Source organism: Aliirhizobium smilacinae (genome assembly GCF_006335145.1).
Lineage (GTDB): Bacteria > Pseudomonadota > Alphaproteobacteria > Rhizobiales > Rhizobiaceae > Neorhizobium > Neorhizobium smilacinae.
On sequence record NZ_VDMN01000001.1, the window covers coordinates 2,090,228 to 2,114,772 of the forward strand.

Consider the following 24,545-nt stretch of genomic DNA (forward strand, 5'->3'; position numbering starts at 1 on the left):
AGCCTTCGATCAGGCGCTGAGCCTTGGGCGGTCCTGATAGGCGCTTGCGGAACCGCTCGTCCTGAAACGTGCCACGGATGTTGCAAGGCTGTGGCTGATGCCGACAAGGCTCTGCGCTGCGGCATTCGTTTCCTCCATCAGCGCGGCATTCTGCTGGGTGATCTGATCCATGCTGCGGACGGAGGCGTTGATTTCGTCGATGCCGGAAGCCTGCTCCTGCGCCGAATGCGCGATCGATGTTATATGCGTGTCGATTGCCTTCACCCGCGTGCCGATGCCGGTCAGCGCTTCACCAGCGCGGTTGACGAGACTGACGCCGCGCTGCACGTCGCCGGCGGAACGGTCAATCAGTTCCTTGATTTCCTTGGCGGCTGCGGCCGATCGTTGTGCCAGTTCGCGCACTTCCTGGGCGACGACGGCAAACCCCTTGCCCTGCTCGCCCGCACGCGCCGCCTCGACACCGGCGTTCAGTGCCAGCAGATTGGTCTGAAAGGCTATCTCGTCGATGGCACCGATGATCTGGGTCATCTTCTGGGACGATTCGGCTATATCACCCATGGCAGAGATCGCCTGATCGACAACCTCGCCGTTCTTCTTTGTCTCTGCAGCCGATTCCCGGATGATGCTCTGTACTTCCTGCGTTCGCCGTGCCGCCTGGCCGGAGAGCACGGTGATCTGCTCAAGCGCTGCCGCAGTCTGTTCGAGCGATGCCGCCTGCTGCTCGGTGCGCTTCGCCATATTGTCGGCCGCAGACGAAATATCGCCGACTTCCGCGCGCACCCGACCAACAGACTGATTGATCTCTCCGAGTGCCGCATCGAGCGCCGCGACGGAGGAATTGTAATTCGCCTTCAGGCCATGGAAATTCGGCGCCAGTTCCTGACGCAGATCTGCCGTCAGATCACCATCCGCAAGATTCTTCAGCGCCTGACCCAGAGCCTCAAGAGCCTCGTCCTGCTCCTGCTTGGCAGCGACACGCTCGGCCTCCACTTTTTTGCGGCCGTCTTCCAGGGCTTCCAGATAGACGGAGATGGCGTAATCCATATCGACCATCGCCGCCTTGAGCACAGCCGAAAGGTGATCGGCCAGCACACCGGCCTTCTTTTCCAGGAAAAAGCCCTTCATTTCCCCGGCGATAACAGCGCGGATGATGCCATCGAGAATGAGAACATAGCCACCGATATACCAGCGCGGCTCCAGACCAAGCCGGGCATGGGTCTTGCCGATGGCTGAAACCGCATCGACATAACCGCCATCGTAACGGCCCGACGAGATGACGTCCCAATGGCTGGCCTGACGTTCCTTTGCATGGGTGACATGCGCTTCGCTGGCGAAGAACTTTGCGGTGTGAGGATGCGCTTTCGCCTTGCGATAGAAGGCATCGAGCGCCGGGCCAACGGCATCCTTGACGATCGGCCGCACGTCCGCGAGATGGTTGCGCTCGGTTTCGCCCAGCCCGACGAAATTCAGGCGATCGGCGAGTGCGGCCTTCTGATCTTGGCTTGTCATAGTTTCCCCCTGTCCGGTGTTGAGCCGCCCTGCAGGAGGACGGAATCATTCTCGACAAGGTCTACACGCTAAAATTTAACGCCTCATTAGCCACCCACCCTAGGTTTTCATTAATCATAACTTGTTGTCGATGTTCTAAATGATGGTCGCCTCCAGTTCGTGTGACGGACTGCTACTTCGAGCCCGGCGCTTGCGTTCTGCAATGCAACTCCTTAGCTCCTGTGCAACGACAAACCGCGATTCCCTATGGCGCAAAAGACCTCAATCTCCCGGCTCAAGCTTACCGACTTCCGCAACTATGCGGCGGCTTCGCTTGTGCTCGACAGCAGGCATGTGGTGCTGACGGGAGAAAACGGTGCCGGCAAAACCAATCTGATGGAGGCCATATCCTTCCTTTCGCCGGGACGCGGCTTCAGGCGGGCGGTCCTGACCGATGTAACGCGGGTCGGCGCGGACGGTGGCTTTACGATATTCGCCGATCTCGACGGCATGGAGGGCGAGGTTGCGATCGGCACCGGCATAGAACCCGGCGACGGCGAGAGTGTCAGCCGCAAGGTCAGGATCAACAGTACCCCCGCCAAATCCACCGAGGAGCTTTCCGACCATTTGAACGTATTGTGGCTGACGCCGTCGATGGACGGGCTGTTTACCGGTTCCTCGTCGGACCGGCGGCGGTTTCTCGACCGGCTGGTCCTGTCGCTCGATCCTGCCCACGGTCGGAGGGCAAGCGATTTCGAGCGCGCCATGCGCAGTCGCAACAGGCTCCTCTCGGAAGGCCGGTTTGATCCTTCCTGGTTGACCGGCATCGAGACGCAGATGGCCGAGCTCGGGATTTCCATGGCCGCCGCAAGACATGAAATGCTGGGTCTCCTGCAATCCCTGTCGGTGAATTCGGCAGAGACCCCGTTTCCGACTCCCGCCCTGACACTCGAGGGTTTCATGGATGGCGGCATGGACCGCCCGGCCGCGGATCTCGAAGACGATTATCTCGAAGCTTTGCGCAACGGGCGCGGACGCGATGCCGCCGCCGGGCGCACGCTGGAAGGCCCGCACCGTGTCGATCTTCTCGTGCGCCATCACGAGAAGAATATCGAGGCTGCGCGATGCTCGACCGGAGAGCAGAAGGCATTGCTGATCGGCCTCATTCTCGCGCATGCAAGATTGACGGCCGACATGACAGGCTTTGCGCCGATCCTGCTGCTCGACGAAATCGCAGCGCATCTCGACGAGGGACGACGGGCGACCCTGTTCGATCTGGTGGATGGGCTCGGCGGCCAGGCATTCATGACCGGCACCGACCAATCGATGTTTGCCGCGCTCGGCGACCGCGCCCAGTTCTTCACGGTTACCCACGGAAGCGTGACACCGGGAACCGTGTGACGAACACGCTTAACTGCCGCAGGCAGTAATGATATGAAAACGGACATGGAAACCCAACCTTCGCAATCACTGACGCAGGAAGAAATCGAGCGTTATCGACGCCATATCCTGCTGCCGGAAATCGGCGGGACCGGCCAGCAGAAGCTGAAAAATGCGCGTGTGCTGGTGATCGGCGCCGGTGGGCTTGGTGCTCCGGTGCTCGAATATCTCGCGGCAGCCGGCATCGGCACGATCGGTATCGCCGACGATGACCGTGTCTCGCTCTCCAACCTGCAGCGTCAGGTGATCCACGATTCCGGCACGATCGGCGAGATGAAAACGAGAAGTGCGCGCGAAAAGATCGCCCGTCTCAATCCGCATGTCCGGGTCGTTGATTTCGAGGAGCGGTTTTCGGCCGAATGGGCAACACGGCATCTGCCGCGTTTCAGCCTTCTCGTCGATGGCTCCGATAATTCCGATACCCGTTATGCCGCCGCCGACGCGGCAGAGGCGGCGAAAATGCCACTCGTCACCGGCGCCGTGGGGCGCTTCGATGGCTCCGTCACCGTGCTCAAGCCCTACGAGGCCAGCGCAGATGGCATGCTCAATCCGGGTTATCGCGACCTGTTTCCGGAAAAGCCGCCGGAAGGCCTGATCCCAGCATGTGCGGAAACCGGTGTGGTCGGCGCGCTGACGGGTGTCATCGGCACCTTGATGGCGATGGAGGTGATCAAACTTGTCACCGGCATCGGCGAACCACTGGTCGGTCGCCTTATGCTCTATGACGCGCTGTCCGCCCGTTTCGACACCATCAAATACAAACGCAGAAAAAGGCCTGCCTCCGAATGATCGACATTGTCAGGATCAATGGCGGCTTCGGGAGTTGGGACGAATTGCTCGCCCTGATTCTTTCTTCCTTTTCCTACATGGACGACCTCATCGATCCGCCCTCCTCCGCGCATCGGCTGACTCCTGCGTCGCTTGCGCAAAAGGCATCCGACGAGATCGCCTTCGTCGCCGTCGAGGACGGCAGGCTTCTCGGTTGCGTTTTCCTGAGGCCCGAGGCTGAGTGCCTTTATGTCGGAAAACTGGCCGTGGCGCCCGGTCTGCAGGGGAAAGGCATCGGCCGCCGGCTGCTCGATGTCACGGAAAAGACCGCACAGGATCTCGGGTTATCAACGCTCAGGCTGGAGACGCGGATCGAGCTGGTCGGCAATCACACGACTTTTGGTCGCTGGGGATTTCGAAAGACTGCCGAAAAATCCCATCCGGGTTTCGAGCGGATCACCTACATCGAGATGTGCAAGGAGCTGGAACGCATTCCGGCCTGAAATCAGTTCCGGCCCGGCAGAACGCGGTTCGGCGGACGGTGCCCGTCGAAAAAAGCCCTGATATTGATGATCACCTTGTCGCCCATATCGATCCGGCCCTCGATCGTGGCCGATCCCATATGCGGCAACAGGACCACCTTGCCCTCATTGGCGAGCTTGACGAGCTTCGGATTGATCGTCGGCTCGTTCTGGTAGACGTCGAGACCGGCACCGGCAATCTTGTCTTCGCGCAGCAGCTTGATCATCGCCATCTCGTCGATGATGTCACCACGGGCAGTGTTGACGATGATCGCCGTCGGCTGCATCAACGCCAAGCGCCGGGCCGAAACCAGATGGAAGGTTCCGGGCGTTGACGGGCAATTGACCGAAACGATGTCGACGCGGGCCAGCATCTGATCGAGACTGTCCCAGTAAGTCGCTTCCAGTTCGCTCTCGGTTGCCTGATTTACCGGCTTGCGATTATGATAGTGGATCGCCAAACCGAAAGCCTTGGCGCGTCTCGCGACCGCCGTGCCGATCCGGCCCATTCCGATGATGCCGATCCGTTTGCCCCAAATCCGGCGCCCAAGCATCCAGGTCGGGCTCCAGCCACCCCATTCACCGGGATTGTCGGTGAGGATGCGCGAGCCTTCCGCAAGTCGTCGATTGACTGCGAGAATCAGCGCCATCGTCATGTCCGCCGTGTCCTCGGTCAGCACGTTCGGCGTATTGGTAACGGTGATGCCCTTTTCGGCGGCGGCATCGACATCGATATGATCCGTACCGTTGGAAAAACCGGCGATCAGTTTCATCTGCGGGCCTGCAGCGCTCAAAAGCTCCGCATCGATCTTGTCCGCGATTGTCGGCACAAGCACATCGACACTCGCCAGCGCTGCTGCAAGCTCTTCACGCGAACGCGGCCGGTCATCGATGTTCAGCTCGGCGTCGAAAAGTTCGCGCATCCGCGTCTCGACCGCATCCGGCAGCTTGCGCGTGATATAAACCCTGGGTCTTTTCTTCGCAGTCATCGCTCCGCCACCGCAATTTTAGCAGGTCATTAACCAAGTCGCGCGATAGTCGATCCTATCCTTGGGCGTTCTAGCAGACCCACCGGCGAAGACAAACAAAACCTCGCAAGTGAGCCTTGAAGCACCTCCGCGGATCGTCAGTCAGGATCCCTACAATGCGCCGCCTCATCATCGTCATCGTCGCCATCTTCTTTCCCCTGATCGCAACGCTTTCCGCTATCGTCCCCGTCTATGCACAGGGCGCTGCCAAGGGCGCAAGCGGCCTGCCTCTGCCGCGGTTTGCCAGCCTGAAATCCAAAAAGGTCAACATCCGCATCGGCCCGAGCACCGATTACGCAGTCTCCTGGATGTACATGAAGGCAGGTACGCCCATGGAGATTATCCAGGAATACGATAACTGGCGGCGGGTGCGTGATGCCGACGGTACGGAAGGCTGGGTAAACCAGGCGCTGCTTTCCGGCGAGCGCACCGCCGTTGCCGCACCGTGGATGCGCGGCAAGGGTCAGGACATTTACGTCAACATGCGCCGCGACCCGCAAAGCTCGGCCGCAATCACTGCCAAGCTTCAGCCCGGTGTCCAGCTTACAGTCAAGGAATGCAACGGGGACTGGTGCCAAGCGGAAACCGGTGGCGCCGAGGGCTGGGTAGCCCAGGGCGAGGTCTGGGGCGTCTATCCCGGCGAGGCCTTCAGATAAGGCCTGCCTCGACTGCCGCGTCTTTCAACGACACCAACGGGCGCGGGCCGAGCTGCTGGATCACCACGGCTGCCGCGAGGCAACCGAGTTTGCCGCAATCTTCCAGCGACCGGTCCTGGGTGTAGCCATAAAGGAAGCCGGAGGCGAAGAGGTCGCCAGCACCTGTCGTATCGACCAGTTCGTCGATCGCATAGGCATCGATCTTCATTCGCTCTTTGCCGCGGACGATGACAGCTCCCTCTCCACTCAAAGTAACCGCCGCCAGCTTGCAGTCCACCGCAATCTTGCCGAGAGCAAGTTCGAAATCTTCCGTTTCGTAGAGCGACAGCAGTTCATGCTTGTTGGCAAAAACGATGTCGACGGTGCCCGACCTCATCAGATCGAGGAATTCCGCGCGATAACGGCCGACACAGAAGGGATCGGAAAGCGTCATCGAGACTTCACGGCCGTTTGCATGGGCGATACGGGCTGCTGCGCGGATGGCATCCTTGGCGCGCGGCGGATCCCATAGATAACCTTCGAAATAGGTGACCCTGGCTTCGGCGACGACTTCTTCCTCGACATGCTCGGGACCAAGCTCGACGCAGGCGCCGAGATAGGTATTCATCGAACGCTCCCCATCGGGCGTGACGAAGATCATCGAGCGGGCAGTCGGCGGATGCAGGCCTTCCGGCGTGGTCTGGTAATGTACGCCCTGAGCGCGGATATCATGCTGGAAGATCTGCCCCAGCTGATCTTCGGCCACCTTGCCGAAATAGGCTGCCTTGCCGCCGAAACCGGCAATGCCGGCGGCGGTGTTGCCAGCCGAACCGCCTGAGGCTTCCACCGCAGGGCCCATCTTGGAATAGAGAAGTTCGGCGCGCTCGGCATCGATCAGGTTCATGGCGCCCTTGATGATCGCGTTTTCTTCGAGAAACGTATCCTCGCAGCGGGCAAGGATATCAACGATGGCATTGCCGATGGTCAGCACGTCGAACTTTGGCATTCACTCTTCATCCTGGTCTATTGGAAGCTGCGTCATGGGTAGTGACCTTTTCCGCCCAAGGAAAGAAGAAATATATGCCCGGCAAACCCGTTCTCGCCGCAGATCATCGAGATTATCATCTGTCATCCGGCCGTCACGGTTTCTGCCTATGTTGCCCATGTCCGGTACGGTTGGCTGCCACGGATGTACTGGCGGCTGGCTGCCGGATTTTTCTTTTTCCGGCATAGGACAGGACAAGAGCAGAGTTGCATATCTGCATTTGTTGCTCGCGGCCTTATGCGTTAGACGCATGGGATCAGAATATTCCAAGGTCCTCCCGTGTCACTCGTCCTCGCAAACGTTCTTCCCGTCTTCATTCTCATTCTGCTCGGCTGGCTGATTGCCAAATCCGGCCTTCTCAAAGCGGAAACGGGAGATGCGCTCGGCGAATTCGTCTTCAAGATCGCCGTTCCAATGTTGATCTTCCGGACATTGGCAACGGCGCATTTCGAAGGTGTTTCCCCCTTCAGATTGTGGACGGCCTATTTTATCGGCGTTGCGGTCACCTGGACCATAGGATCCCTTCTTGCCAGGCGCGCCTTCGGACGCGATGCCAAGGTTGCGGTGATTGCCGGCATGTCGGCGAGTTTCGCCAACAATGTCTTCATCGGCCTGCCGCTTGTCGATCATATCGTCGGGCAGGACGGTCTCGTGGCAATCTCCATCCTTCTCGCCATTCACCTGCCGATCATGATGATCGTCGGCACGATCCTGATGGAGAGCGCCTCGGCCAAAGTGGACGGCACGGCTGCCCGCGGCATACCCGCCGTGCTGAAACAGGTCGGATCGAACCTTGCACGCAATCCGCTCGTGATCGCGTTGACACTCGGGCTTGCCTTCAACCTTTCCGGCCTGTCGATGAACGCGCCCGTAGCTCTCGTCGTCGATCAGATCGCCGGCTCTGCCAGCCCGGCTGCGCTGATTTCGATCGGCATGGCGCTGACACGGTATCAGATCAAGGGCGATCTCGGGCTCTCCTCCACCGCAGCCGTCCTCAAGCTATTCCTTATGCCGGCGTCCGTGTTTGCGGCCTGCAGGCTGCTCGACCTGCGGCCGGACTGGACCGCCGCGCTGGTTTTGACCTCTTCGGTTCCGACAGGCATCAATGCCTGGTTGATTGCACAGCGTTTCCGCACCAGCCAAAGCCTCGCCGCCTCGGTTATCAGCATCACAACGGCCTTCGGCGTCATCTCCGTCAGCATGTGGGCCTGGTTGCTCTCCTGACAGACGCTCGAACGCATAACGCCCGGCAGAACCGGGCGTCATCGCTTTAACAATTCAAGCTTTGCAATTCGGCAGCACCGAATCAATTGGTCGCCGGCTCGGGTGCGTTCGGATCCGGTAGCGGTGCCGGGCTATCGGACTGTTCGCGGATATAGGCGAGCAGATTGGCGCGTTCCTTGTCGTTCTTGATACCGGCAAAGCCCATGGCGGTTCCCTTCACGTAAGCTTTCGGGCCGGACAGGAAGTGGTTCAGGTGATCGAAGGTCCAGGTTTCCTGGCCCCCCTTGGAAAAGTCCTTCATCCCGGCCGAATAAGAAAAGCCCTCATGCGTGGCAACCGGACGGTTCACCAGACCCCAGAGATCGGGGCCGACCTTGTTTGGCCCGCCCTTCTCGATCGAATGACAGCTTTGACACTTCTTGAAAACGGCAGCACCGGCGGTGGCATCCGCACTCGCCAGGAGTTGCCCAACCGGAACAGCTGCAGGCGCAGCCCCGGCGCCAGCCGCTTCACCACCAGCCGGCTCCTCAGCGGCGGCGATGGCGAAACCTGCCTTTTCGGGCACAGGCGAATGAAAAATACCTTCCGAGGCGATCGACACAGACATCATCACGAAAACCGTGGCGAGCAATGCACCGACCGACATATTGACATAGGGGTTCATCAAGAGCTCCTTCCCAACCCGTTGGCTTCCCTTTGACCCAACTTGCGGTACAAACGGCCATCTTGCAATCGCGCGGAAGCTATGTCTTTTGCCAAATCGTTGCAATTGGAAACAAAATGCGCGGCATGAGACTATTTGACACTCTTGACGCGGGAATAGAAGGCTTTCGATGACACAACTGGTCTCGACAAAAACACTGGTCCTTATCCCGGCCCGCATGGCCTCGACGCGCCTGCCGAACAAGCCGCTCGCCGATATCGCCGGGTTGCCGATGATCGTGCAGGTGGCAAAACGTGCGCAAGAAGCACAGGTCGGCCGCGTTGTCGTGGCCGTCGACGAGCAGGTCGTTTTCGATGTCGTCAAGGCCGCCGGTTTCGATGTCGTCATGACCCGCCAGGATCACCAGTCCGGTTCCGACCGCATTTACGAGGCGCTGCAGAAAGCCGATCCCGACGCGAGGGCGGAATTCGTCATCAACGTTCAGGGCGACCTGCCGACGGTCGAGCCGGACGTGGTTCGTGCGTCGCTGCGCCCGTTGCTCGAAAATGCCTCGACCGACATCGCGACACTGACCGTCGAGATTACCGACGAACATGAAAAGACCAATCCCAACGTAGTGAAGATCGTCGGCTCGCCGATCTCCGACACGCGGCTGAAAGCGCTCTACTTTACCCGCGCAACCGCCCCTTATGGCGATGGGCCGCTTTACCATCATATCGGCCTCTATACCTACCGGCGTGCGGCACTGGAAAAATTCGTGTCGCTCGGACCGTCGCCATTGGAAATGCGTGAGAAGCTGGAGCAGCTGAGAGCGCTCGAGGCCGGAATGCGCATCGATGCGGAAATCGTCCATTCGATCCCGCTCGGCGTCGATACGCAGGCCGATCTCGACAAAGCCCGCGCGATCCTGACGTCGCGCCAATCCTGAAGAGGCACCAGATGACGACCACGCCTACCAATCGCATCGCCTTCCAGGGTGACTACGGCGCCAATTCCGACATGGCCTGCCGCGACATGTTTCCGGATATGGAACCCCTGCCCTGCGCCACCTTCGAGGATGCATTCCAGGCGCTTGAAAGCGGCGAAGCGGATCTTGCGATGATCCCGATCGAGAACACGATCGCCGGGCGCGTGGCGGACATCCATACCCTGCTGCCGGAATCGCGCCTGCATATCATCGGCGAATATTTCATGCCAATCCGCTTCCAGCTGATGGTGATGCCTGGCGTCAAGCATGACGAAATCCGTACCGTACACAGCCATATCCATGCGCTCGGCCAGTGCCGCAAGATCATCCGCTCGAACGGCTGGAAGGCCGTCGTTGCCGGAGATACGGCGGGAGCCGCCAAGATGGTGGCGGAAAAGGGCGATCGGACAATGGCAGCGCTTGCCCCGCGGCTCGCTGCCGATCTCTACAAGCTCGAGATTCTGGCCGAAAATGTCGAAGACACGGAAAACAACGTGACACGCTTCGTCGTTCTCTCGCGGGACGAGAGGTGGGTGCAGCGGAACGATTTGGACGACATGATCGTCACGACCTTCGTGTTCAACGTCCGCAACATTCCCGCCGCGCTCTACAAGGCGATGGGCGGATTTGCGACCAACGGCATCAACATGACGAAGCTCGAAAGCTACCAGCTGGGCGGCAAGTTCGTCGCAACGCAGTTCTATGCGGATATCGAAGGCCATCCGGATGACGCGCCGGTACGCCGGGCACTGGAAGAGCTGCGGTTCTTCTCGGAAAAGGTCCGCATCCTCGGCACCTACAAGGGCCACCCGATGCGCGGGACATTGCAGAAGGCGTAATTCAGGAAGTCTCGGCGTGAGGTAAGGCGGCGTATTGAACGCCGCCCTACCGGTTTCATGCAGCGCCGCTCATGGCGTAAACACGCAGGCGATGGCCATCGGGATCTGTAACGGCGAAAGTGTAGCCGAAATCCATCTCTGCCGGTGTCTGTAACACCCGCAAGCCGCGCTTCGCCCAATCGGCATAGATCCGATCGACGTCTGTGGCATTTTCGAGCCGAAAGCAGACCTCTGCGCCGCCGGTCTGCCCCGTCACTGTGGGTAGCGCCGTGTGGCGGGACCAGAGGCCGAGTTTCATGCCGGTGGACAGCACGAACAATGCGAATGTGGGAGAATTTTCGACAGGTTCCGCACCCAGCAGGTCGCGATAGAATGCGGCACTTGCAGTCGGATTGTCGACGAAGAGAATGATGAAATCAGGATGGGTCATGTCAGCTCCTTTGTTTGGGACTGACCGGAGCCTATCGTGCTCTACTGTCAAATTCTGTCAGTAGCAATCTAGCCGGGCGCAGCAATGCCTTCCTCTTTCCGCCATTCCTTGAGCAATACCAGACGCCGACGCGTATAACGTTCTCCCGTCGAAACAGCAGAAATTATGCGGTCCGTGCGGAAATGGCGAAATCCCCGTCGCATCTCGCACCAGGCGACCACAACCCGAACGCTATCGAAAAAACCGAGCGCAAAAGGCCAGATACGGCGTTGCGTGATTGTACCTTTTTCATCCTCGTAGGCGAGGTCGAGCATGTGCTCGGCGCGGATCGCGTTGCGGATCATCGCCAGATCGGTCTTGTCCTCCCTGCTCCGCGGTGTGGCAACCAGCAAGGTGGAATTGTCGATCTCCTCCTTGAGTTCCGGTGGCAATACAGCAGCAATCTTTTGCAACGCGTCCACGGCACCGGCGGCAAGTCTGGGGTCAGCCATCTTCGCAACCCAGCGGGAGCCGAGCACCAGCGCTTCGATCTCCTCCTGTGAAAACATCATGGGCGGCAGCATGAAGCCCGGCTTCAGGACATAACCAAGCCCGGCCTCGCCTTCGATCAACGCGCCCTGCGCCTGCAGGCTGGCTATGTCTCGATAGAGAGTACGAAGGCTGACGCCTGTTTCCACGGCAAGGATCGCACCGCTTACCGGCTGCCGATAACGCCGCAGGACCTGCAGCAGGATCAGAAGACGTTCCGAGCGGGCCACGGTCATGAAAATCTCCATTCTGCGGCGGCACGCAACAGTGTCATCGGCCGGAGAGCTCAGGCATCGCCCGCCCCCTCATCCGCCCAGTCGATCCAGTCCTTCATCAGCCGGTAGGCGATCGCCCCATGGGCGGGACCGTAAGGTTTTACGTCAGGACCGGCATCGAGCATGGCGCGCACCTCGTCACGGGTGAACCAGCGCACGTCCGACATTTCCTGCGTATCGATGGTGATCTCAGTCGAGACCGCCTCGGAATAGCAGCCGATCATCAGGGAATGCGGCATTGGCCAAGGCTGCGACGCGTGATAGCGCACGCGGCCGACCTCGATACCGGATTCCTCGACCGTCTCGCGGCGGACCGCAGCCTCGATCGTCTCTCCCGGCTCGACGAAGCCCGCGAGACAGGAATACATACCCTCCTGGAAATGGTGGCTGCGTCCGAGCAGGCAACGGTCGTTGTCGATATCGACGGTCAGCATGATCACGACCGGGTCGGTACGCGGGAACATCATATGCTCGCACGCGGTGCAGACGCGCTTGTAGCCGCCGATCTTGGTTTCCGTCGGCGCGCCGCATTTGCCGCAGAAGCGGTTGGCCGCGTTCCAGGCCAGAAGCGAAACGGCCTGGGCGACTTCCCCCTGCAGCTCGCCATCGATCAGCGCCTCGCGGTAAAGCGCGCGGGCATCCGTCGGCTTGTACTGGCCCGTCAGTTCATCGGCTGCGACCTGAACCGGTACGGCGACACGCGGTTCACCCGTTTCGCGGTAACCAAGCAGGACGGCATTGTCGAAATCCGGCTTGAATTCGGCAAGCTCGTAGACCGAAAACAGCGGATCGAGAATCTGCCCGTCATGTTTGAGGATGAGCTTGCCCGCCGCAAAAGCGAGGATATGCATGCCTTCGATGGCAAGCGCCTGCTCGACGCAGTCATCGGCGCGATATTCCGCACGGCGATCGAGCCTGTTGCCGGCAAAGGCCGTCAGGCTGCTGGGCTCCGGATGGGGAGCATTCGATTCGAAAAGGTCTTTCGTCATGATGCGAGATTTTCCGTCAACCTGTCGATGAGGATTTGCCGTGCGGCATCGTCGTAGGATTCGGCCTGGCCGAATCCCCATATGGGGCCGGGCCAGTTCGGGTCACCTTCGGAACGTGCGACGATATGGACATGCAGCTGTCGGACGATATTGCCGATGGCCGCAACATTGGTCTTTTCGGCACCGGTCGCCTTTTTCAAGGCAGCCGCTACCGTATTGGTCTCGAATGTCAGTATCGCCTGATCGAGCGGCGTCAGCTCGAAAACTTCGCTGACGCCATTGCGTTGCGGCACCAGCATGAACCAGGGCCAGCGACTGTCCTTCATCATCCGAAGCTGACAGAGCCCGAGGCTCGCGACGAGTTCGGTATCCCTGGCAAGCCGTGCGTCCAGTTCGAATTCGCTCAAGCGTTCCTCCTGCATTTTTTTATTTCGATAGCATTTTTTACAGGGTTGGCTTGCATTTGGAAGCATTATTGCCGATATGTGCGGCGGGAGGTTGGTGGTGGACGAGCCACTCGCCAACCGGGTCAGGTCCGGAAGGAAGCAGCCCTAACGAGCCAGGCACGGGTCGCCGTGCCAGCCTCCCACCTTCTCATCTTGGTCAACATCCGGCCCGGTCAAGATCGCCTGACAGCCGGAATGGCCCGTACAGGCGGCCGATCGGCCTATAGTCAGGACCTTATGAGCGACAGCGGGCCGACATCATCCACTCCTTCTACGCCGGCCTCGGCTGGCAGCGCCTACCGGGTGCTTGCCCGTAAATATCGCCCGAAGGATTTCTCCGATCTGATGGTCGGCCAGGAGCCGATGGTCCGTACGTTGACCAACGCGTTCGAGACCGGCCGTATCGCCCAGGCCTATATGCTGACCGGCGTTCGCGGGGTCGGCAAAACGACGACTGCCCGCATTCTTGCCCGCGGGCTCAACTACAAGACACCGGAGATCGACCGTCCGACGATCGACCTGCGTGAACCCGGCGAACATTGCCAGGCGATCATGGAAGGCCGGCATGTCGACGTGATCGAGATGGACGCCGCCTCCCATACTGGCATCGACGATATAAGAGAGATCATCGAGCAGGTACGCTACCGCCCGGTTTCGGCCCGCTACAAGGTCTATATCATCGACGAAGTGCACATGCTTTCGACGCAGGCCTTCAACGGCCTGCTGAAGACGCTCGAAGAGCCGCCCGAGCATGTGAAGTTCATCTTCGCGACGACCGAAATCCGGAAAGTTCCGATCACCGTCCTGTCGCGCTGCCAGCGTTTCGACCTGCGCCGGATCAGCGCCGCCGATCTCGTCGGCCTGTTTACCACCATTCTCGAAAAGGAAGGCGTTCCCGCGGAGCAGGAAGCGCTTGCGATGATCGCGCGTGCCGCCGAAGGCTCTGCCCGTGACGGCCTCTCCTTGCTCGACCAGTCGATCGCCCATGGCGGCGGCAGCGTGCATGCGGATACCGTGCGCGGCATGCTGGGTCTTGCCGACCGTGCGCGTATCGTCGACCTGTTCGAACATATCGTGCGTGGCGACGTGACCGCTGCACTTTCGGAATTCAACACGCAATACGAGGCCGGCGCCAATCCGGTTGTCGTGCTGACGGATCTTGCCGACTTCACCCATCTTGTCACCCGGTTCAAATATATTCCCGAAGCCGCCGACGATCCTTCGCTGAGCGAAGTCGAGCGCCTGCGCGGCCGGGAGTTCTCCGAAACCGTGGCCGTCAGCGCCCTTTCGCGTATCTGGCAGATGCTGCTCAAGGGTATTCCCGAGGCAGAAAACTCCTCGCGTCCTGCCGGTGCTGCCGAAATGGTACTGATCCGGCTGACCCATGCGGCATCGTTGCCTTCTCCGGAAGACGCGGCCCGCAAGCTTGCCGACTTCGCCAATGGCGACATCCAGGGTATGCCGAACGGCGGCGGTGGCGGAAACGGCACCGGACGCGGGACACCGATGGCCCAGCAGGCATCCGTCAATGCCCGCGGTTTCGACGGCGGCGGTCAGCGATCCCCATCCGGCGGGCCGACGGCAATGCTGAAGGCGGTGCCCAACACGACGCCGCGGGAGATGCCGGTCGGTCATGCCGAGACGCGCCCTTCCGAACGGCCCGAACCGAAAGTTCCGGTCCGGTCGCTGCATGACATCGTCGATCTCTGCACCCAGAACCGCGATCCGCGGCTGAAGGCGCTGCTGCGCAACTTCGTCCGTCTGGTGAAGATAGAGCCCGGCCGGCTCGATATCCGCATGACCGATGGCGGTCCCGGCACGCTGCCCGGCGAACTCGGCGTCAAGCTGAAGGAATGGACCGGTATTCACTGGATCGTCTCGCTCAGCAAGGACGAGGGCGAACCGACGCTGGTGGAAGCCGATGCCAGCGCCCGCGAAGCACGTTTGACCGACGCACGATCCGACCCGGATGTCGCGGCCATCCTATCGCAGTTTCCGGGTGCGAAGATCACCGACGTCCGTATCCGCGTCCTTGAGGACGACAACGAAATCGAGGATGCACCGGCTCCGGCCGTTGCGGAATCCGCCGAGGGCGACATCCTGCCCGGCGACGACATCGAGTTTTAAGAGAAGAGGACAAAGACGATGCGCGACATCATGGGCATGATGGGCAAGGTCAAGGAAATGCAGGCCAAGATGGAGAAGATGCAGGCGGATATCGCTGCTGTCGAAGTCGAAGGTGCTGCCGGCGGCGGACTCGTCACCGTCAAGATGAACGGCAAGGGCGAAATGCTCGGCCTGAAGATCGATCCGTCGTTGTTCAAGGAAGACGATATCGAAATCCTCGAAGACCTGATCGTTGCTGCCCACAAATCTGCCAAGGACCGGGCCGAACAGATCACGGCCGAAAAGACCAAGGAACTGACCGCCGGCCTGCCGATCCCACCCGGCATGAAGCTGCCGTTCTAGGTCCCGTTTCTAAAAGGCCGCTCCGATGACATTGGCTTCCGTGCTCGTATTCGCCGCCGCGCTGTTTGTCGCAGCGGGTTCTCCCGGCCCCAGCATCGCAGCGCTCGTTTCGCGCGTGCTGACCAAGGGCTGGCGCGACGTGCTGCCCTTCCTCGTGGCGATGTGGGTGGGCGAGACCGTCTGGCTGTCCTTTGCGGTTGCCGGTCTTTCCGCCATCGCCGAAAGTTTTCATGTCGTCTTCATCGCGATCAAGTGGATCGGCGTTGCCTACCTTCTCTATCTCGCATGGAAGATGTGGTTTGCCGGAACGGATGGCACCGATGGCGAACTGCCGGAAAGCCGCTCTGCGACAAGGATGTTTTTCGCCGGGCTGACGGTGACGCTCGGCAACCCGAAGATCATGATGTTCTACGTGGCGCTTTTACCATCGATCATCGATCTCAATGGGGTAACGGTGACCGGCTGGCTGGAACTGATCGCCGCGATGCTGATCGTGCTTGCCACCGTTCAGATCGGCTGGATGGTGCTGGCCAACAAGGCGCGGCAATTCCTGAAAAGCCCGCGTGCGTTGTGCATCGCCAACCGGGTTTCGGCCGGGACGATGGCAGGGGCTGCCGCGGCGATCGCGACCCGATAAAATCCGCTCAGAAGTTATATCTGACGCCAACGACATTGGCGTTGGACCCGCCATGCATGTCGCCAAGGGTGCCCCAAGCGCCGGAGCGGTGGTGCAGGCGCCAGAAAACCTCAAGCTCCGGCCGTGAGACCGCACTGAAGCTGAGTTCCGGCCCGAGATAGAAGAGCGTCGAGGCATTGCCTTTGCGCGCGTCTTCATTGTTCTTTTCGCGACCGTCCATGGTTTCGGTCACATGGCTGAGGCCGAAGGTGAAGGACGGGATGATACGGATCGTATTGGCGATCTCGATCGCATCATAGCGGCCGACCACGCCACCCCAGATCTCGGCATTGGCGTTGCCGCCAAACCGCCCGGCAAGGCCCGCCTCGAGGCCGAGCTTCACGGAGCCGATGCTGTAGGGAAAGAACTGATAGCCGATACCGAAGATCGGGTGATCCTCGTAATCGACGCCGAAGGGATTAGCCGATTCGGCCATATCGCCATCGACCATCGCACCACCAAAGGTGAAGAGCGAATGTTCGACATCGGTCCCTTCGGCCACGGCAGCACCCGCTGTCACGAGCTGTACGATCAGCGCGCCGGAAAGAAACCCGAAGGGGATGCGTCTCAGAAAACTCATACAAAGCTCCGCATAGCCATCATTCATGCGGTATAGGGCCTGAAACCTAAGCAACCATATCACCAAACATCACGGTTTCGTGAGATACGCCTAATGGATGCCTAAAGCTTTTCTCTCCAGCGGCTGCCGATCGGCACCGAAAGGAAGCGGGTTCTCTCGGCATCCGATATCCTTCGTCCAATCGAAGCCAGCAAATCGGCAACGGGCACACGCTCGCCAATATGGAGCTTGTGCTCCACAACATCTGCGGGGTGAAGGGTGCCCGGCCGAATGATCCTGCAATAGATGCCGGGACGGCCAGCCGTGAGAAATGCCCGGGAAAATCCCGGATCGCCCATGCGGGCAGCAAGCGTGTTGCAGGGCGAACGGGGAGAGGTGGCTTCGAGCACAATCTCACCAATGTGAAACCGGTCACCCACTGCCACGTCCCGATTGTCAAGATTTTCGATGACGAGGTTTTCGCCGAATGTGCCGAACGGCATGTCGCGACCGAGTTCGGCCGACCACCAGTCGAGGGTCAGCGATCCCTCGAGAAGGACCGCCTGATCCGGCCCGCCGTGATGTTTTTTGTTGCAGACGGCATCTCCGACCAGACCAAGCGCATCGACCATTACGGCAGCATTGACCACGGCCTTGTTGATGCCGGTCTTGTAGCTCTTGCCGGGCAGCTTTTCCGCATGGCCGGTGCAGATCGCAAGAAGTTTCATCGAACCGCTATCCTTGGTGATGGCTTTCAGTCTTTCCGTCTACCGGGCATATGGGCTAAAGGGGACGATATGGCAAAGCGAGTCACCGGACCAGAAATCGAAAAACTCATCCAGCTGCTGGCAAAGGTCCCGGGCCTTGGTCCGCGGTCGGCACGGCGTGCGGCGCTGCATTTGATCAAGAAGAAGGACCAGTTGCTCGGTCCCTTGTCGCATGCGATGGGCGAGGCCTATGACAAGGTGAAGATCTGTTCGCGCTGCGGCAATGTCGATACGTCCGATCCCTGCACCGTCTGCACCGATATCCGCCGTGACCACTCGATGCTGATCGTCTGTGAAGACGTCTCCGACCTCTGGGCGCTGGAGCGCGCCGGCGCGATGAATGCGGCCTATCACGTTCTTGGCGGTACGTTGTCGCCGCTTGACGGCGTCGGCCCCGACGATCTCAACATCCGCACGCTTGTGGATCGCGTCAGCGAAGGGACGGTGAAGGAGATCATCATCGCGGTCAACGCGACCGTCGAGGGGCAGACGACCGCGCATTACATCACCGACCAGCTTTCCGATTTCGGCGTCAAGATCACGAGGCTCGCCCATGGCGTGCCGGTCGGTGGCGAACTCGATTATCTCGATGAGGGCACGCTGACGGCAGCGCTTCGGGCACGAACGGCGATCTGACGTTTTTGAGGAGGACGACAATGGAAAAGCCTGCCCGCCGCCATGCAACAGCCTTGCTTGCAGTTCTGGCAGCCGCCCTCCTTCCCCTCCCCGCTTTCGCCCAGAACAAACCGGATGTCGAACGCCAGTTCCAGCAATGGATCGCAAGCGATCTTGGCCCGGAGGCACACAAGGCGGGGATTTCGGAAAAAACGCTGAATGCGGCATTCGACGGGCTGAAGCTCAACTGGAGCCTGCCGGATCTGGTGCCGCCCGGTTCCAAACCGCCAAAACAGCAGGACCAGAGCCAGGCGGAATTTTCCTCTCCCGGCGCCTATTTCAACGAGAACCGGCTTCAGACGCTGGGCTTGGCTGGGCGCGGGCTGGCCGGGACCTATGCTGCGGGTCTCAAGAAGATCGAAGCCACTTACGGCGTTCCGGGTGAGATCATCATTGCGATCTGGGGTCGGGAATCCGGTTTCGGAAAAGCTAAACTGCCCTATTCGGCGATCGAGGTGCTGGCGACCAAGGCCTTCATGTCGACCCGCAAGCCGATGTTTCGCGAGGAGTTGATCGCCGCGCTCACCATGATCGAACGTGGAGATGTCAGCGCCTCGACGATGAAAGGGTCATGGGCCGGTGCGCTCGGCCAGCCGCAATTCATGCCGACGAGCTATCTGAAATATGCCGTCGATTTCGACAAGGACGGGCATCCGGATATCTGGAATTCGGTGCCGGACACACTTGCTTCCATAGCCAACTATCTGAAGCACGAGGGCTGGAGCCGAGGCCGCGACTGGGGCTTCGAAGTGTCGATTCCCGCCAATGTCTCTTGCGCACAGGAAGGTCCAGATCTTGCCAAACCGATCTCCTCATGGGCGGCGACAGGGATCACACGCATTTCCGGCAAGGCGTTTCCCGCTCCCGAGATGAAGGCCCAGGGTATGATGCTTCTGCCGGCTGGCAGAAACGGGCCGGAATTCATCGTCACGCCGAATTTCTACGTGCTGAAGGAATATAACAATTCCGACCTCTATGCGCTGTTCATCGGCAATCTGGCCGATCGCATCGCTTCTGGCGGCGGGCCGTTCGAGGCCAAATGGGGCGATGTCGGGAAGATGCTGCGTTCCGACGTGCTTTCGATGCAGAAGGCTCTGGTCACCAAGGGATATGACGTCGGCAATGTCGACGGGCTACCGGGCTTCAAGACCCGCCGCTCGCTGGGTGACTGGCAGGCGAAGGCAGGAATTTCACCCACCTGCTATCCGGATGCATCGTTAAAGGCAAAACTTAGATAGCGATCTGCCTGCATCAATGATGCAGGTCGACATGGTGTTTGTGGAAGATATCGTCGCTCGGCGGGATCGTCTGGCGCTCGATCATGCGGTGGACACGCGGTCCCTCAATGCCTTTGTGCAGTTTTCGGATGGCGTCCCATATCTCCTCGTCGATCTGCAGCCGGCGGCGATTATGGCGAACGTAATCCGCCCAGGTGGCCGTATGATAACTCTCCGTCCAGATTTCAGGATTTTCCAGATCACGCATGAGCGCCCACTGGCGGGCGCCGTCGCGAATGCGAACACGCCGGCGCCGCGCCATCAGGGTAAGAAATTCGGGAATGTCATCCTCGCCGATCTCATAGTCGATCTGCAATACGATCGGGCCGCTCCGCGGTTGCAGGTCGAGCTTAAGCATCGGCTCGTTGAACTTGTTCAGCGGGCTCAAATCGAGGTCGCTGAATTGCGGCAGCGGGTTCTTCAAACCGGCCATGCCGCCCACGAGCATCGCCAGGCTTGCGAGGCTCAGGGAAACGGAAACACCCAGATCTTCAGCGGCCAGACCCCAGATCCAGCTGCCGACCGCCATACCGCCGAATGTTGAGGTCTGGTAGAAAGACAAGGCGCGGCCAACGACCCAGCGCGGCGCCGACAGCTGCACCGTGGTGTTGAAAAGCGACAGAGCCAGGACCCAGCAGGCCCCCGGCACGATCAGCACGATTGCGGTCAGGGCCGTATTGGTGCTCAGGGCGATAACGGCCGAACTTGCGGCAAAACCGACGAAAGAAAACTGGACGATCCTCTCGCTCGTCAGCTTTTCGCGCAATCTCGCATTCGCCATGGCGCCGCCGATCGCGCCCACTCCGAAGCAACCGAGCATGATGCCGTAGGTCAACGGACCACCGGAAACGAGGTCGCGGGCAACGATCGGCAGAAGCGCGAGGATGGCGCTGGCAGAGAAGCCGAAAAGCATGCCGCGGAAAAGCACGTTCAGAATATTCGGCGACATGGAGACGTAACCGAGCCCTGCCGACAGCGCCCGCAACAGGGTTTCGCGCGGCAAAGCATCGTCGCGACGCTCCGGCTTCCAGCGCAGCAGCGCATACATGAGCGCGATATAACTTGTGGCATTCAGTGCGAAAGCGGCCGCAGCTCCCGCCGCAGCAACGACGGCACCGCCGATCGCCGGCCCGACGCTGCGGGTGATATTGAAGCCGACGCTGTTCAGCGTCACCGCCTGAGGCAGCATTTCGCGCGAGACGATGTCGCCGACGGAGGCCTGCCATGCAGGGTTATTGAGCGCCACGCCGCAACCGAGAAGGAAGGTGAAACAGAGAAGCAGCCAGGGTGTCAGCAGATCGAGATAGGCGAAAACCGTCAGCGCGATCGAGACGACCAGCATGAAGACCTGCGCAGTCAGCATGATGCTGCGGCGGTTGAAATTATCCGCCAGGGCGCCGGCGATCAACGAGAACAACATGATCGGCAAGGTCGTCGAGGACTGGACAAGGGCCACCATGTCCTGCGAACTGGAAATCGACGTCATCATCCAGGCGGCGCCGACGGCCTGAATCAAGCCGCCGAAATTCGACGCAAGGCTTGCTATCCATATCGTCCGGAATGTTTCGTTCTTGAATGGCGCGAGTGTTGCGATCCTGTCCGGCACGATGTGGCCCTAGCTCCTCTTTCGGGTCTGAACCCCGGTTATAGACATCGAGCCGGCTAATTCCAGCTTTCGATGGCGGAAATGCGGAAGTCTTGCAATTGCCGGTTCAAGCGCGTATATGCAGCCCATATTCTTGATCGTCCGATGAAGAGTGGGCCCTCCCGGACCCGCTCTTTTTTGTTAGGCGATCGCTTCAACCCGCAGTCACGCGGGCATTGAACCGGAGAGCTTATGCAGCAGACAGACCACGAGCCGCGTCTCATCGTCGAGACAGGACTCGACCTGAGGGTCGCCGAGATCATCGAGCCGGTACTGACGGCAATGGACTACCGTCTGGTGCGTGTTCGCATGCTGAACCAGAACGGCATGACCTTGCAGGTCATGGCCGAGCGCAACGACGGCACGATGGATGTCGAGGGTTGCGAAGCAGTTTCGACAGCGATTTCACCCGTTCTTGATGTGGAAGATCCGATCGATCGCGAGTATCATCTCGAAGTGTCTTCGCCCGGCATCGACCGGCCGATGGTGCGCAAGTCGGATTTCAGCCGCTGGCTGGGACATATCATCAAATGCGAAACGTCGATCATGATCGACAACCGCAAGCGATTCCGCGGCAAGATCGCCGACGTGAATGATGATGGGTTCACCATCGAGCGCGACCAGGTCGCTTATGGCGAAGAGCCGAGCGTGACGATCCCGTTCTCGGCACTTGCCGAAGGTAAGCTGATCCTGACCGACGACCTGATCCGCGATGCGCTGAGGGCCGACAAGCTCGCCAAGCAGCAGGCCGCGAACCAGAACGACGAAGTCGAAGCTGAAGACGAAGAATAATCGACCAACACACTGGCCTTCTCCTTGAAGATGAAGGCCGCCAGAATTGGACCTACGGAGACCAACGACAATGGCAGTGAGCGCAAACCGGCTTGAACTTCTGCAGATCGCAGATGCTGTGGCACGCGAAAAGGTCATCGACCGCGAGATCGTGCTGGCTGCGATGGCCGACGCCATCCAGAAGGCTGCGCGCTCGCGTTACGGCTCGGAAACCAATATCCGCGCCGACATCAATTCCAAGACCGGCGAAATTCGCCTGCAGCGCCTTCTTGAAGTCGTCGAAGTTGCAGAAGACTACGGCACGCAGATCCCGCTGATTCTGGCCCGCGACCGCAATGTCGACGCCAAGATCGGCGATTTCATCGCCGACCCGCTGCCGCCGATGGATTTCGGCCGTATCGCCGCACAGTCGGCCAAGCAGGTCATCGTGCAGAAGGTGCGCGAAGCCGAGCGTGACCGCCAGTTCGACGAGTTCAAGGATCGCGTCGGCGAAATCGTCAACGGTACCGTCAAGCGCGTCGAATACGGCAACGTCATCGTCGATCTCGGCCGTGGCGAAGGCATCATCCGTCGCGACGAGATGATCCCGCGCGAAAACATGCGTTACGGCGATCGCGTCCGTGCCTATGTCTACGACGTACGCCGCGAACAGCGCGGCCCGCAGATCTTCCTGTCGCGTACCCATCCGCAGTTCATGGTGAAGCTGTTCACCATGGAAGTACCGGAAATCTACGACGGCATCATCCAGATCAAGTCGGTTGCCCGTGACCCCGGTTCGCGCGCCAAGATCGCCGTCATCTCGAACGACTCGTCGATCGATCCGGTCGGCGCCTGCGTCGGTATGCGTGGTAGCCGTGTTCAGGCCGTTGTCGGCGAGCTTCAGGGCGAAAAGATCGACATCATTCCGTGGAGCCAGGATCCGGCTTCCTTTATCGTCAACGCCCTGCAGCCGGCTGAAGTCGCCAAGGTCGTTCTCGACGAGGACGCAGAACGGATCGAAGTCGTGGTTCCGGACGAGCAGCTGTCGCTCGCCATCGGCCGCCGCGGCCAGAACGTTCGTCTGGCCTCGCAGCTGACCGGCTGGGACATCGACATCATGACGGAAGCCGAAGAGTCGGAACGCCGTCAGAAGGAATTCAACGAGCGCACCAACCTGTTTATGGAAGCGCTGGACGTCGACGAAATGGTCGGCCAGGTGCTTGCCTCGGAAGGCTTCGCCCAGGTCGAAGAGCTCGCCTATACCGAGCTCGAGGAAATTTCTTCGATCGACGGTTTCGACGAAGACACCGCAGTCGAGATCCAGACCCGCGCACGCGAGTATCTGGAGCGTATCGAAGCAGAGAACGATGCCAAGCGCGTCGAACTCGGCGTTGCCGACGAGCTGAAGCAGATCAATGGCCTCACCGCCCAGATGCTGGTTGCACTCGGCGAAGAAGGTATCAAGACGATCGAGGACTTCGCCGGCTGCGCCGCTGACGACCTGGTCGGCTGGAGCGAACGCAAGGACGGCGAAACGAAGAAGTTCGAAGGCACGTTCTCCAAGTTCGACGTTTCACGCGTCGAGGCGGAAAACATGATCGTTCAGGCACGTCTTGCTGCCGGCTGGATCACCGAAGCCGATCTCGCCAAGGACGAAGAAGAAGTCGAAGTCGCCGAGGAGGAGGCCGTCGCCGCCGATCAGGAATGATCGCGGTCGGCAACCAGCCGGATGATGCAGATGCCTTGGATGATCATTTTGATGATCAGTGGCCGGACGATTTCGTCGTGAACGATCGCACCTGCATCGTGACCCGCGAAGCGACCAGCCCGGATGCGCTGATCCGTTTCGTCCGGGCTCCGGACGGAAGCGTGGTGCCGGACCTGAAGCGTCAGCTTCCGGGCCGGGGCTGCTGGGTCCGCGCGGACCGTCAGCTCATCGAGCGGGCGATCAAGAAGCAGCTGTTTGCGCGTGCGCTGAAGAGCGACGCCAAGGCGGCTGCCGATCTTGGCGCCCTCGTCGAGCGGCTGTTGGTGGCAGATCTTGCCGGCATGATGAACCTGGCGCGCAAGGCTGCCCAGTTCATCAGCGGCGCTGCTAAGGTTGATGCGGCAGTGCGCTCCGGAGCGGCGATCGCGGTGTTTCACGCCTCGGATGCTGCCGCGGACAGCGTGAGAAAGATAGACCAGGCCCGCAAGGCCTGGAAGCTCGGCACAGATGCCGGGCAAGACATTCCGTCCTTTTTGCTGCTTACAGCGGCAGAATTGGACGAAGTGATAGGCGAGAATGCTTTTATCCATGCCTGCGCGCTTGCGGGGCAGGCAGGTGAAGGTGTAGTGAAGCGCGCAAACCTACTTGAACAGTTCCGCAAGGGCGGTCTGTCCCAGACAAAAGGTGTCGCTGACATGCCGAAACAATGAC

General features: G+C 60.1%; 26 protein-coding genes and 1 other RNA gene. 16 read left to right on the forward strand and 11 right to left on the reverse strand.

The annotated features are described in order from the left end of the window. Positions 1-9 precede the first annotated feature (9 nt). A complete protein-coding gene (locus FHP24_RS10235) occupies positions 10-1,509 on the reverse strand; it encodes a methyl-accepting chemotaxis protein (RefSeq protein WP_139675938.1) in 1,500 nt (499 codons plus the stop codon). 246 nt (positions 1,510-1,755) lie between these two features. Between FHP24_RS10235 and recF the strand changes: the two genes are divergently transcribed. The 3 genes from recF to FHP24_RS10250 are packed head-to-tail and all read left to right on the forward strand — an operon-like array spanning position 1,756 to position 4,199. Further along, complete coding sequence (gene recF, locus FHP24_RS10240; protein ID WP_139675939.1) at positions 1,756-2,889, forward strand: DNA replication/repair protein RecF; 1,134 nt, start codon at positions 1,756-1,758, stop codon at positions 2,887-2,889. Between the two features lie 45 nt (positions 2,890-2,934). After that, positions 2,935-3,717, forward strand: coding sequence for a molybdopterin-synthase adenylyltransferase MoeB (locus FHP24_RS10245; protein ID WP_139675940.1), 783 nt, complete (start codon positions 2,935-2,937; stop codon positions 3,715-3,717). Next, complete coding sequence (locus FHP24_RS10250) at positions 3,717-4,199, forward strand: GNAT family N-acetyltransferase (RefSeq protein ID WP_139676219.1); 483 nt, start codon at positions 3,717-3,719, stop codon at positions 4,197-4,199. The genes FHP24_RS10245 and FHP24_RS10250 overlap by 1 nt, the downstream gene beginning before the upstream one ends. Positions 4,200-4,201: 2 nt before the next feature. Here FHP24_RS10250 and FHP24_RS10255 read toward each other — a convergent pair whose 3' ends face one another. Continuing rightward, the gene (locus FHP24_RS10255; RefSeq protein ID WP_139675941.1) at positions 4,202-5,206 is read right to left on the reverse strand and encodes a 2-hydroxyacid dehydrogenase; all 1,005 of its coding nucleotides are present in this window, start codon (positions 5,204-5,206) and stop codon (positions 4,202-4,204) included. A 155-nt stretch (positions 5,207-5,361) separates the two neighbouring features. On the opposite strand from FHP24_RS10255, the gene FHP24_RS10260 reads away from it, so the two are divergent. Further along, positions 5,362-5,901, forward strand: a complete 540-nt coding sequence (locus FHP24_RS10260; protein ID WP_139675942.1) for an SH3 domain-containing protein — start codon at positions 5,362-5,364, stop codon at positions 5,899-5,901. Here FHP24_RS10260 and FHP24_RS10265 read toward each other — a convergent pair. Continuing rightward, complete coding sequence (locus FHP24_RS10265; protein WP_139675943.1) at positions 5,894-6,886, reverse strand: adenosine kinase; 993 nt, start codon at positions 6,884-6,886, stop codon at positions 5,894-5,896. The two genes, FHP24_RS10260 and FHP24_RS10265, sit on opposite strands and share 8 nt — an antisense overlap. A 318-nt stretch (positions 6,887-7,204) precedes the next feature. On the opposite strand from FHP24_RS10265, the gene FHP24_RS10270 reads away from it, so the two are divergent. Then, entirely contained in the window at positions 7,205-8,149 is a 945-nt protein-coding gene (locus FHP24_RS10270) for an AEC family transporter (RefSeq protein WP_139675944.1), read from the forward strand. Positions 8,150-8,231: 82 nt separating this feature from the next. Here the strand turns inward: FHP24_RS10270 and FHP24_RS10275 are convergent, their stop codons facing one another. Next, a complete protein-coding gene (locus FHP24_RS10275) occupies positions 8,232-8,813 on the reverse strand; it encodes a c-type cytochrome (RefSeq protein WP_139675945.1) in 582 nt (193 codons plus the stop codon). A gap of 169 nt (positions 8,814-8,982) precedes the next feature. Between FHP24_RS10275 and FHP24_RS10280 the strand changes: the two genes are divergently transcribed. Continuing rightward, positions 8,983-9,741, forward strand: coding sequence for a 3-deoxy-manno-octulosonate cytidylyltransferase (locus tag FHP24_RS10280; RefSeq protein ID WP_139675946.1), 759 nt, complete (start codon positions 8,983-8,985; stop codon positions 9,739-9,741). Between the two features lie 11 nt (positions 9,742-9,752). Next, complete coding sequence (locus FHP24_RS10285) at positions 9,753-10,619, forward strand: prephenate dehydratase (RefSeq protein ID WP_139675947.1); 867 nt, start codon at positions 9,753-9,755, stop codon at positions 10,617-10,619. Between the two features lie 55 nt (positions 10,620-10,674). Here FHP24_RS10285 and FHP24_RS10290 read toward each other — a convergent pair whose 3' ends face one another. From FHP24_RS10290 to FHP24_RS10305, 4 genes are all read right to left on the reverse strand, one after another. Continuing rightward, positions 10,675-11,049, reverse strand: a complete 375-nt coding sequence (locus FHP24_RS10290; RefSeq protein WP_139675948.1) for a VOC family protein — start codon at positions 11,047-11,049, stop codon at positions 10,675-10,677. Positions 11,050-11,117: 68 nt separating this feature from the next. Continuing rightward, positions 11,118-11,813: a helix-turn-helix transcriptional regulator gene (locus tag FHP24_RS10295; RefSeq protein WP_139675949.1), complete on the reverse strand. Its 696-nt coding sequence runs from the start codon at positions 11,811-11,813 to the stop codon at positions 11,118-11,120. Between the two features lie 50 nt (positions 11,814-11,863). After that, positions 11,864-12,841, reverse strand: a complete 978-nt coding sequence (gene nudC / locus FHP24_RS10300) for an NAD(+) diphosphatase (RefSeq protein ID WP_139675950.1) — start codon at positions 12,839-12,841, stop codon at positions 11,864-11,866. After that, positions 12,838-13,263 carry an HIT family protein gene (locus FHP24_RS10305; RefSeq protein ID WP_139675951.1) on the reverse strand — a complete coding sequence of 142 codons (426 nt, stop codon included), beginning with the start codon at positions 13,261-13,263 and terminating at the stop codon, positions 12,838-12,840. The genes nudC and FHP24_RS10305 overlap by 4 nt, the downstream gene beginning before the upstream one ends. 71 nt (positions 13,264-13,334) lie before the next feature. Between FHP24_RS10305 and ffs the strand changes: the two genes are divergently transcribed. The 4 genes from ffs (at position 13,335) to FHP24_RS10325 (ending at position 16,393) form a co-directional block, all read left to right on the forward strand. Next, an RNA gene (ffs, locus tag FHP24_RS10310) (signal recognition particle sRNA small type) lies at positions 13,335-13,431 on the forward strand. 93 nt (positions 13,432-13,524) lie between these two features. Continuing rightward, positions 13,525-15,414, forward strand: a complete 1,890-nt coding sequence (locus tag FHP24_RS10315; RefSeq protein WP_139676220.1) for a DNA polymerase III subunit gamma/tau — start codon at positions 13,525-13,527, stop codon at positions 15,412-15,414. Between the two features lie 18 nt (positions 15,415-15,432). Further along, positions 15,433-15,756, forward strand: coding sequence for a YbaB/EbfC family nucleoid-associated protein (locus FHP24_RS10320; protein ID WP_139675952.1), 324 nt, complete (start codon positions 15,433-15,435; stop codon positions 15,754-15,756). A 25-nt stretch (positions 15,757-15,781) separates the two neighbouring features. Next, positions 15,782-16,393, forward strand: coding sequence for a LysE family translocator (locus FHP24_RS10325; RefSeq protein ID WP_139675953.1), 612 nt, complete (start codon positions 15,782-15,784; stop codon positions 16,391-16,393). 7 nt (positions 16,394-16,400) lie between these two features. Here the strand turns inward: FHP24_RS10325 and FHP24_RS10330 are convergent, their stop codons facing one another. Together FHP24_RS10330 and FHP24_RS10335 are read right to left on the reverse strand one after the other, a co-directional pair. Further along, a complete protein-coding gene (locus FHP24_RS10330) occupies positions 16,401-17,012 on the reverse strand; it encodes a hypothetical protein (protein ID WP_180355943.1) in 612 nt (203 codons plus the stop codon). 101 nt (positions 17,013-17,113) lie between these two features. Continuing rightward, positions 17,114-17,719, reverse strand: a complete 606-nt coding sequence (locus FHP24_RS10335) for an MOSC domain-containing protein (RefSeq protein WP_139675954.1) — start codon at positions 17,717-17,719, stop codon at positions 17,114-17,116. Positions 17,720-17,788: 69 nt separating this feature from the next. Here FHP24_RS10335 and recR point away from each other — a divergent pair, with 69 nt between their 5' ends. Beyond that, positions 17,789-18,394, forward strand: coding sequence for a recombination mediator RecR (recR, locus tag FHP24_RS10340; protein WP_139675955.1), 606 nt, complete (start codon positions 17,789-17,791; stop codon positions 18,392-18,394). Positions 18,395-18,414: 20 nt separating this feature from the next. Beyond that, entirely contained in the window at positions 18,415-19,671 is a 1,257-nt protein-coding gene (locus tag FHP24_RS10345; protein WP_139675956.1) for a lytic murein transglycosylase, read from the forward strand. Positions 19,672-19,684: 13 nt separating this feature from the next. Here the strand turns inward: FHP24_RS10345 and FHP24_RS10350 are convergent, their stop codons facing one another. Further along, complete coding sequence (locus FHP24_RS10350) at positions 19,685-21,316, reverse strand: MFS transporter (RefSeq protein WP_139675957.1); 1,632 nt, start codon at positions 21,314-21,316, stop codon at positions 19,685-19,687. A gap of 231 nt (positions 21,317-21,547) precedes the next feature. Between FHP24_RS10350 and rimP the strand changes: the two genes are divergently transcribed. The 3 genes from rimP (at position 21,548) to FHP24_RS10365 (ending at position 24,544) form a co-directional block, all read left to right on the forward strand. Beyond that, positions 21,548-22,147 (forward strand): ribosome maturation factor RimP, encoded by a 600-nt coding sequence (gene rimP / locus FHP24_RS10355; RefSeq protein WP_139675958.1) that lies wholly within the window; start codon positions 21,548-21,550, stop codon positions 22,145-22,147. A 70-nt stretch (positions 22,148-22,217) separates the two neighbouring features. After that, the gene (gene nusA, locus FHP24_RS10360) at positions 22,218-23,834 is read left to right on the forward strand and encodes a transcription termination factor NusA (protein WP_139675959.1); all 1,617 of its coding nucleotides are present in this window, start codon (positions 22,218-22,220) and stop codon (positions 23,832-23,834) included. Continuing rightward, positions 23,831-24,544: an RNA-binding protein gene (locus FHP24_RS10365; RefSeq protein WP_139675960.1), complete on the forward strand. Its 714-nt coding sequence runs from the start codon at positions 23,831-23,833 to the stop codon at positions 24,542-24,544. Before nusA ends, FHP24_RS10365 begins: the two co-directional genes overlap by 4 nt. Position 24,545 lies beyond the last annotated feature (1 nt).